This window comes from Nonomuraea sp. 10N515B (genome assembly GCF_052245915.1).
GTDB lineage: Bacteria > Actinomycetota > Actinomycetes > Streptosporangiales > Streptosporangiaceae > Nonomuraea.
Genome location: NZ_JBQQBQ010000139.1, coordinates 1 through 8,359, shown reverse-complemented (window position 1 = coordinate 8,359; position 8,359 = coordinate 1). Strand labels below are relative to the sequence as shown.

At 64.6% G+C, this 8,359-nt stretch carries 10 protein-coding genes; 8 read left to right on the top strand and 2 right to left on the bottom strand.

Going from position 1 to position 8,359, the window contains the following annotated elements; genetic code table 11:
• The first annotated feature begins 329 nt into the window (after positions 1-329).
• Genes ACTWQA_RS58145 through lepB form a run of 5 tightly spaced genes read left to right on the top strand, consistent with a single transcriptional unit; the run spans position 330 to position 3,958 of the window.
• Positions 330-650 (top strand): hypothetical protein, encoded by a 321-nt coding sequence (locus tag ACTWQA_RS58145; protein ID WP_443167349.1) that lies wholly within the window; start codon positions 330-332, stop codon positions 648-650.
• Positions 651-673: 23 nt separating this feature from the next.
• Positions 674-1,192, top strand: a complete 519-nt coding sequence (locus ACTWQA_RS58140; protein ID WP_443167348.1) for a MauE/DoxX family redox-associated membrane protein — start codon at positions 674-676, stop codon at positions 1,190-1,192.
• The gene (locus ACTWQA_RS58135) at positions 1,192-1,710 is read left to right on the top strand and encodes a TlpA family protein disulfide reductase (RefSeq protein ID WP_305917371.1); all 519 of its coding nucleotides are present in this window, start codon (positions 1,192-1,194) and stop codon (positions 1,708-1,710) included. The genes ACTWQA_RS58140 and ACTWQA_RS58135 overlap by 1 nt, the downstream gene beginning before the upstream one ends.
• Positions 1,707-3,518, top strand: coding sequence for an ABC transporter ATP-binding protein (locus ACTWQA_RS58130; RefSeq protein WP_443167347.1), 1,812 nt, complete (start codon positions 1,707-1,709; stop codon positions 3,516-3,518). The genes ACTWQA_RS58135 and ACTWQA_RS58130 overlap by 4 nt, the downstream gene beginning before the upstream one ends.
• A gap of 5 nt (positions 3,519-3,523) precedes the next feature.
• Positions 3,524-3,958: a signal peptidase I gene (gene lepB / locus ACTWQA_RS58125; RefSeq protein ID WP_443167346.1), complete on the top strand. Its 435-nt coding sequence runs from the start codon at positions 3,524-3,526 to the stop codon at positions 3,956-3,958.
• 486 nt (positions 3,959-4,444) lie between these two features.
• Here the strand turns inward: lepB and ACTWQA_RS58120 are convergent, their stop codons facing one another.
• Entirely contained in the window at positions 4,445-4,762 is a 318-nt protein-coding gene (locus ACTWQA_RS58120) for a hypothetical protein (protein WP_443167345.1), read from the bottom strand.
• Positions 4,763-5,193: 431 nt separating this feature from the next.
• Between ACTWQA_RS58120 and ACTWQA_RS58115 the strand changes: the two genes are divergently transcribed.
• The gene (locus ACTWQA_RS58115; protein ID WP_443167344.1) at positions 5,194-5,457 is read left to right on the top strand and encodes a hypothetical protein; all 264 of its coding nucleotides are present in this window, start codon (positions 5,194-5,196) and stop codon (positions 5,455-5,457) included.
• A gap of 171 nt (positions 5,458-5,628) precedes the next feature.
• On the opposite strand, the gene ACTWQA_RS58110 is transcribed toward ACTWQA_RS58115, so the two are convergent.
• Positions 5,629-6,879: an ATP-binding protein gene (locus ACTWQA_RS58110; RefSeq protein WP_443167343.1), complete on the bottom strand. Its 1,251-nt coding sequence runs from the start codon at positions 6,877-6,879 to the stop codon at positions 5,629-5,631.
• A 222-nt stretch (positions 6,880-7,101) separates the two neighbouring features.
• On the opposite strand from ACTWQA_RS58110, the gene ACTWQA_RS58105 reads away from it, so the two are divergent.
• Positions 7,102-7,764: a class I SAM-dependent methyltransferase gene (locus ACTWQA_RS58105; RefSeq protein ID WP_443167342.1), complete on the top strand. Its 663-nt coding sequence runs from the start codon at positions 7,102-7,104 to the stop codon at positions 7,762-7,764.
• A 41-nt stretch (positions 7,765-7,805) separates the two neighbouring features.
• Positions 7,806-8,234 carry a DUF4326 domain-containing protein gene (locus ACTWQA_RS58100; protein ID WP_443167341.1) on the top strand — a complete coding sequence of 143 codons (429 nt, stop codon included), beginning with the start codon at positions 7,806-7,808 and terminating at the stop codon, positions 8,232-8,234.
• The last annotated feature ends 125 nt before the right edge of the window (positions 8,235-8,359 follow it).

The following is an 8,359-nucleotide window of genomic DNA, read 5'->3' as shown; positions in this document are numbered from 1 at the left end:
GGTACGGCTTGCGCTCGCTCACCCGGCTATCCCAGCACAGGGCAGCCCGCCGACGGGCGGTAACGCTACAAATCCATCCGATCACACTGCGACATCATGGACTTCGCCTCGCGTAACGCCCTCTGAGGAATGGGCCCAGTCCTGATAGTGCAAGTAGTTGATCAAGTAGAGACGAACAAGCCCCTCCATGCGGGGAGGGCGAAGGCGGTGAAGTCGCCGGCGAGGGCCCCTGCCCGACCTGCCATCAGACGCTCAAACGATTACACCGCAAGCACTACGAGAGCCCTCGACATACCCTGGACATACCGCGGCTTGCTATACCTGGCGGCATGAGGAGCAAACGCCTACTCACCCACGCTATCGGGATCCTCACGACCGCGGTCAGGGCCTTGACGATCTTGCCCTCGGCACCGGCCAATGCGGCCTACGTCTACAAGTACGGCAAGCGCGGGGTGTTCAAGTCAGGAGTCCGCGGATTCCTGATGCTCAGCCACTGCCACCCGCCAGAAACAGAGACCCACGATCATCGTCTGAACGCCCCACACGGCAGCCAGGCCGACCACGACAAATACCGATCCAAGAGTCACGACATCAAGTCACAACCAGCCCATGCCGCCCACCGCGCCACCGGCGCGCTAGTGCCGGGCTAATGGCCGGAAGCGCATCTGGGGTCATGGTTCACGTGCTGGTGGCGAGTCAAGTCCTGCTCACCACGGTCTTCGTTGTCTCCGCGTACTCGAAGCTGCGCAGCCGTGCCGCACTACAGTCTTTCGCCGCCACCCTGCGATTGCTGCCCGGCCCGGCCCGGTTCCCGGCTGCCACGGCAACGGTGGCCATGGAACTTGTCGCTACGGCCACCTTGATCGTGCTTCCACATGCAGGGCTGGCCGCCGGCGGGATGCTGTTGATCGCGTTCTCGACGTGGATCGCCGCTTCTCTTCGCTGGGGGCAGCGCGAGCCATGCCAGTGCTTCGGCGCGTCCGCGACCCCGCTCGGCCCGGTGCATCTGGTCCGCAACGGGCTTCTACTGCTCGTTGTCGCGCTGGGTTCGGTGGCGCTGATGTTTCCCGGCGGCCCGGTAACCGCGGTCGGCCTCGCCCTGGCAGTACCGGTTGGGCTGGTCGGCGCCATCCTCTTGATCGTCTTCGACGATATCGCCGATTTGTTCATGGAAGTCTCGGGGAGTGCGTAATGCCGTATCTGATTGTTGCCGTCGTCCTGGTCGGCGTGCTGTGCCTGCTGAATCTCCTGCTGACGGTCGGAGTGATCCGCCGGCTGCGGAAGCAGGCCGCGTCAGCGGCATCCTTGCCACCCATGGAGGAAGGGCTCGCCATCGGGGAGAAGATCCCGGAGTTCGCCGCCACCACCACCGATGGCGAGCCGATCTCCGATGAGCTGATCGAAGGGCCCGCCCTGATCGGCTTCTTCTCCCCGTCCTGCCAGCCCTGCAGTGAACTGATGCCGCGCTTCATCGATCATGCCCGCCGAACCCCGGCTGCCGTGCTCGCCGTCGTCGTCACCGACAGCGACAAGGAGGCCGTCACCGACGTCGAACGCCTCGCTGAGGTGGCACGTGTCGTGGTCGAGGCGCCTCATGCCGCCATTCAGAGCGCCTTCCAGGTCGCCGGCTATCCGACCGTCTTCGAAATCGGTGCGGACGGCAGGGTCACCGACAACAATCCCGTGTTGCCCGCCACGGTCAGCGCATGATCGGAACGGCGAAGGCCGCCGCGGGGGTCGCCCTGCGAGCAGCCCCGGGATTGATGGCGGTCTATGTCCTGATAATGATCGTTGAGGCGATCGGGCCGATCGTCGTGGCGTGGCTGACCAAACTGGTGGTCGACTCCCTGGCAGGACAGGGATCTGCGGCCGAGCTGAGCACTCTCGCGGTGGGGCTGGCCGCCGCGGGCATCTTGATGACGGTGCTGCCCCAGCTCATGCAGTACCTCAACAGCGAGATAGGCAGGTTGATCACCGCCCAGACCACCACACAGCTGTTCTCCGCGACGCTCCGGTTCGCCGGGTTGCGACGGTTCGAGGACCCCAACTTCCACGACCAGCTGCGATTGGCGAAGACCAGCCTGTCAACGGGACAGGAAGTCGTCACCGGATGCCTGGGGGTTGTGAGCGCGGTGATCACGATGGCCGGAATGGTCGGCTCCCTGCTCATGGTCAGTCCGGTTCTCACGGGGATCGTCCTGGCAACCGGGGTTCCCGCGCTGTTGGCTCAGTTGCGGCTGTCGCATCGTCGCGCCGCGATGATCTGGGACATCGGCCCGGCCGAACGACGCCAAATGTTCTACGGCGATCTGCTCACCACGATTGCGGCGGCGAAGGAGATCCGTCTATTCAACAGCGGCCGTTTCCTGCGAGGCCGGATGATGACCGAGTTGCGCACGTCCAACGCCGCACGCCGCCGGATGGACATCAAGGAACTGTCCGTTGAGGGCCTGCTGACGCTGCTGGGCGCCGTGGTAGCGGGCGGCGGGCTGATCTGGGCCGTCATCTCCGCCGGCTCTGGCGCGTTGAGCATTGGCGACGTGTCCCTGCTGATCGCCGCCATCGGCGCGGTCCAGGCCGCCCTCAACGGGCTGATCATCGGTATTGCCGCTCTCCACCAGGATCTGCTCATGTTCGGCCATTACGTGGCCGTGGCCTCGGCCGAACCCGACCTCCCCATTCCCGCCGAGCCCGCGCCACTGCCCCGGCTGAGCCACGGCATCCAGCTGACCAACGTGTGGTTCCGCTACAGCGAGGATCACCCTTGGATCCTGCGCGGCCTGAACCTGTTCGTCCCGGCCGCCGCGTCGGTCGCCATCGTCGGTCTGAACGGGGCCGGCAAGTCCACTCTCGTCAAGCTCCTGTGCCGGTTCTACGACCCGCAGCACGGAAGCATCACGTGGGATGGCGTCGACATCCGTGACGTGCACCCCGATGATCTGCGGCACCGCATCAGCGGAGTGTTCCAGGACCATATGGCCTACGACATGTCCGCAGCCGACAACGTCTCCATCGGCTTCGTCCCCGCCCGTGAGGACGAAACCCGAATCCGTGGGGCCGCTCACGAAGCCGGGATCGACGACAAGCTCTCCTCTCTTCCTCGCGGGTACGACACCCTGCTCACGCGGACGTTCTTCAGCGAGGACGACAAGGACGACCCCGACACGGGTGTCGTGCTCAGCGGCGGGCAATGGCAGCGTACGGCCCTGGCCCGCGCGATGTTCCGCGGCCACCGCGACCTCGTGATCCTCGACGAGCCCTCCGCCGGGCTGGACCCTGAGGCCGAGGCCGACGTGCACATTCGGACCCGACGCCGCCGCCACGGCGCCACCAGCCTGCTCATCTCTCACCGGCTCAACACCGTGCGCGACGCCGACCTCATCATCGTTCTGGAGGACGGCGCCATCCGGGAAGCCGGAAAGCATGACGCCCTCATGGCCGCCCGCGGCCCCTACGCACGGCTCTTCAACCTCCAGGCGACCGGGTACCGCGAGCCGGAAGAGGCGGTGGCCCCGTGAGGTGGGTGCTCCTCCTCGTGAGCTGCGCGTTGGCCTTGTTGATCGTACGGCTGCGCGCGACGTATTCCGTGATCCGGGTCGATGGCGACAGCATGGCCCCCACATTGACCGACGGAGATCGGCTACTTGTCCAGCGTGTGGCCGCATCGGCTCTCCGATGCGGTCAGATCGCGGTGGTCCGCGCTCCTCAATTCGTCGGTGGGACCTTCCTCATCAAGCGGATCGCCGGATTGCCGGGCGACCCTGTTCCGCCCTCGGTGGCCCCGGTGGTGGCCGAAGGTCGTATCCCCGTCGGCAATGTCGTCCTGCTCAGCGACAACAGCGAGGGCGGCTTCGACTCGCGAGACCACGGTTACTTTCCTATCGCTGACGTTCACGCCGTCACTCGCCGAAGGTTGTCCCCTGGATCTGCAGGCCTGTCAGTAAAGGAGACGGCATAGATCAACTGACCAAGTTCTGAGACCGTAAACGAAGAAATGGATGAAGAGCGTGAAGAAGATCATAACCGGACTCGCGGACCGCGCCGTGGCCTTGGTCCTTCCCGAGGACTCTGCCGGCGCCGTCATCAAGTGCTACAACAGACCCATCAACGGCTATTGGTGGGGGCGGTGCTATTACAACCCCGCCTGCAGCAGCAGGTCAATGAAGGACAAGTACGCGTGCAACTGGGGGCCAGGAAGCACCTTCGGGGTGCGGAGCACTCTCGAGCGCAGGTGTTGCTAGCCGCGTAGCGACCACTCCGGGGCCGGACAGTTGCCGTAACGGGAAATGTCCGGCCCCCTGTGCGTCCAGACCTGACAGTTCGATCGCAGCCAGTTTGTCAGTGAGTAACGCCAGGTGCGTCGCATAGTGATGACAGGCTCCAACGAGCGCCGCCACCGGATCCACGCGACTGTCCCCTGATCCGTCCGACGCGTCCCGGTAGGTCACAGCGTCACGCTACGCTCGCGTCCCCAGACGAGGTCGCCGGGCTGGACCCGGGCTGCGACGGCGGCGGCGTGCGCCCGGTCGTCCTCGTCCCGGCTCGAACGGCCGCCGCCGTTGAGGAGCTCCAGGGCACTGCCGGTCTCAAGGACGACGCGTGCGGTGTAGAACCAGGGCTTGTCGTGGGTGGCTTTGGTGAGGGCGAGGACGGCGGTGCCCCGGCGGAGGACCCTGAGGCGGATAGCCACCCCCTGGCGGTGGCCCGGGCGGTGGGAAGCTGCCCGGAGGTGGTCCTTGCGGGGCCCGTACTGGTGGGACATGGCGACTCCAACGGGAGGCGGGGCGGCCCACACGCTCATCGCAGGCTGTATGGCGAGTGTTACAGAGCGCTGATTTGTTACCCCCGCCCGGGCCCATCCCTCCGGATGTCCGGACGGGGGTGGGCCTTGAGGTCACTCGGCATGAACCTGCGTCCAGTGCGATGGAGTCCCTTCGAACATCACATCGTTGCAGTCGCAATTACCGCAGCCGGGGATCATTCGCTGCTTCCTCCTTGCCTAGCGTGATTGGGTCTTCCACCCACAGTGACATGCCCATACGCTGACGTGCATGGTGGAGTTCCGTATCCCCGCGGCCGACCTGCGTCTGGGCGACGAGATCGAGATGTACGAAGAGGACCCCAATCGCGCTGTACCGAGAACCAGGCGACCCCGGCGAGTACTGGCAAGTCGCCGAGCTGTTCGACAAGGGCATGCAGCCCTACCTCGACGAGAACGACAAGCCGGTCGAATATCGAACCATCGGTGCCGTCCTGGTAAGAAAGCTCACCCAGGTGGATCTGGGGCTGAATGACGTGGCGTGGCGGGCCATGCTGATTCAGATGGGTCTCTCCCTCGACTCCAAGCACGTCACCATGACGAAGAGGGCGGGTTTCTTCGGGCACCACATTGTCAGGGTGCGTCGGCCGGATCCGACGCCAGAGTCCGAGGCGCTCCGCAAGCAGTTGGCCGACTGAGCCATAGGACCACGCAGACCAACCCCTCGCGTCACACGAGCGGTGGCACGCTATCGGCGGCCGAACCGTCCCCTGATCTCACCCCACGCGGCACATCTTCGCGTGGAACGACGAGGAAAGGTCGAGGTGATGAGCGCCATCACGTCGCTGGTGCCACCCGCCGGGCTAGCATCAGGTATCCCCCCGGGTCGTCCACAGTGCGGAGACGGGGAGGCAGGTGAGGCCTTCGCCGAAGCTCAACGACTCCGAACCGCAGTAGAGGACGAAGCCCGCCCGCATTCGGTCCCCCAAGCGACTCTGGAGCAACCTCAGACCTCGGAAGTCGTCGCGTCGGACCGTCTCCGCCGCCTTTACCTCGATGCCGATGATCTCGCCGGCGTTGTTCTCCAAGATCGCGTCCACCTCGTATTGGTCGCGGTCACGGTAATGGTAGAGGCGGGCCGAGGTCATACTCCAGGTGAGTTGTTTGGCGATCTCGCTAAGCACGAAGTTCTCCAGCAGGCCACCGATGCGGCTGTCGCTGACGTTCCCGTCGGTGAGATACGCGGCCAGGCCGGAGTCCACGAAGATCGCTTTGGGAGTCGCCACGGCTCGTGTCGTGGCGTTCGACGACCATGCGGGAATGGACCGGATCAGGAAGATGGTCTCCAGGATGTCGACGTACCGGCGTACGGTCGGATTCGGTACTCCTAGCTCGCTTGCGAGACGGCTGATATTGAGCAGGCCGCCGGTCTGCGCAGCGAGCAGGGACATCAGTTTGCGCATGTCGGCCGTACGCTCGATCTCTGCGATCTGCTTCACGTCGCGGACGATCAAGTCTGCGATGTAGCCCTCGAAGAAGCGCGCGCGCCGTCGGGGTGAGGTCCGTTTCACCGCCTCCGGATATCCGCCTCGGGTTGTCAGGGCCACATAGCCCTTGCGCCTCAGTCCAAGGTCATGCGCGCGCAGATCTGAGCCCAGCGCGAATGCGGCATCGACGAAACCGTCTTCATGGCCGTCGATCTCACCCTGGGAGAGAGGCCAGAGTTCGATGGTTTCAGACCTTCCTGGCAACGCGTCCGGAAGGCTTCTCAACGCGAGTAGCCGGGCGGAGCCGGTGAGCAGGAAGCGGCCAGGGCGAGGATCACGGTCCACTACGTGCTTCATCGCCAGCCACAGATCTGGTACTCGCTGGACCTCATCGATGAGCATGAGACTGTCATGACGGATGAAGCGCACCGGGTCTGCCTGTGCCGCGGTTCGGGTGAGCGGCTCGTCGAGGAAGCGAGCGACACCACCAGGGACTTGTCGCAACACCCTTTCCGCGAGGGTGCTCTTGCCTACTTGGCGCGCTCCGTTGATGACGACGATCCGTGTGTCCTCCAACGCCTCATAGACCAGTGAAGCCGCACGTCGGGGTAGGTAGTCGATTGCTTCCCGCACAGTGGAAGATTAGCATCGATGTTAAATCTGCCGACGGTAGTACGTTAAATCTGCCGAAGATCCAGTGTTAAATCTGCCGAAGATCGCCTCAGGGCCCCCAGAGCGGCGGGGGATCCGGGCGTTCTGTGGCCTCGTTCCGCACCGTGGCGGCTGGCCGATCCCGTCCGAGTGCTTAGCGGCGATGGCTGTTGTCGAAGATCTCCGGTGGGGCATCATGACGCGATGGACGTGCGCTATGACGATGTGACCGGTCCCCTCCGAACGGCGTACGACGGTGGTGCCGAACGGCGTGACCTCAGCGGCAAGGCCCCGTGGAAGCTGGTGGAGCGGGAGGCGTTCCTGAGTCGGCTCAAGGATCACGGGTGCAGGCGGCTGTTGGAAGTCGGCGCCGGGACGGGTCATGACAGTGCGTACTTTCAGGAGAACGGATGGGACGTCGTGGCCGTCGATCTGTCGCCGGCCATGGTGGCTCTCTGCCGGGAGAAGGGCATCGAAGCCCATGTCATGGACTTTCTGAGTCTCGATTTCGTACCCGGGTCGTTCGACGCGGTGTATGCGTTGAACTGCTTGCTGCATGCGCCCAACAGTGATCTTCCGGCGGTCATGGAGGCGATCGGTACGGTGATGCGGCCCGGTGGGCTGTTCTTTCTCGGTGTGTACGGCGGGGGCAGTCTGATGGGGGAGGGCATGTTCGAAGAGGATGATCATGATCCTCCTCGGTTCTTCTCGTTCCGTAGCGATGAGCAGCTTCAGGAGTATGCGCGCAAGATTTTCGAGATCGTGGACTTTCACGTCGTGGGGCCGGACGAACGACGGTTCCAGTCGCTGACGTTGCGGCGCCCTGGAGGCGGCACCCAGCCGCGGCACCCAATGCCGGCGGCGTAGCACCACGAGGGGCGCGCGCGTCTATCGCTCGCGATGTGATCATGTCAAGCCAGACGGTTCATGAGGATGCCTGTGCGTGCTGGGGAAGGAATCTGGGTTGGCTGTACCGGCTCGTTACGACGTGGGGAGGATGTCGCATGCCACGCCGGGTCAAGGTCGAAGGCGACAGGTATCACGGACGCGTGCCGAAGGGGGCGGTGTACGTCGGCAGGGCGGCGCCCGGCCTGAAGGCGAGTCCGTACAGCAGCCCGCACGCCGTGGGAAGGCGGGGATGTCGGGTTTGCGGTGGGCGGGTCCACGAGCGGGGTGAGGTGATCGAGCTGTACCACGATCATCTGCGGCAACATCCTGACCTGGTTGAGCAGGCTAGGCGGGAGCTCGCCGGCAAGGATCTCGCCTGCTGGTGTCCGTGCGATCAGGAGTGTCATGCGGACGTGTTGCTCGCTGTTGTCGGTGGTCGGGAGCCATGAGCTAACGGGGCTTCGCCCCAGCCCGACGAGGCATCGGGGTTGTGGCTGAGGTGGGGGCTCCGGCTGGCGACGAAACGGTGACACGATGTGCCCGTTCATGTGCCGCATGTAGCGGTGGAGTAGCC

What these genes read in the sequence shown, in the direction of transcription:
- ACTWQA_RS58140 (WP_443167348.1), top strand. Translation starts at nt 674, where the DNA reads ATGGTTCACGTGCTGGTGGCGAGTCAAGTCCTGCTCACCACGGTCTTC.
- ACTWQA_RS58130 (WP_443167347.1), top strand. Translation starts at nt 1,707, where the DNA reads ATGATCGGAACGGCGAAGGCCGCCGCGGGGGTCGCCCTGCGAGCAGCC.
- ACTWQA_RS58105 (WP_443167342.1), top strand. Translation starts at nt 7,102, where the DNA reads ATGGACGTGCGCTATGACGATGTGACCGGTCCCCTCCGAACGGCGTAC.
- ACTWQA_RS58100 (WP_443167341.1), top strand. Translation starts at nt 7,806, where the DNA reads ATGTCAAGCCAGACGGTTCATGAGGATGCCTGTGCGTGCTGGGGAAGG.
- ACTWQA_RS58115 (WP_443167344.1), top strand. Translation starts at nt 5,194, where the DNA reads ATGCAGCCCTACCTCGACGAGAACGACAAGCCGGTCGAATATCGAACC.
- ACTWQA_RS58120 (WP_443167345.1), bottom strand. Translation starts at nt 4,762, where the DNA reads ATGTCCCACCAGTACGGGCCCCGCAAGGACCACCTCCGGGCAGCTTCC.
- ACTWQA_RS58135 (WP_305917371.1), top strand. Translation starts at nt 1,192, where the DNA reads ATGCCGTATCTGATTGTTGCCGTCGTCCTGGTCGGCGTGCTGTGCCTG.
- ACTWQA_RS58145 (WP_443167349.1), top strand. Translation starts at nt 330, where the DNA reads ATGAGGAGCAAACGCCTACTCACCCACGCTATCGGGATCCTCACGACC.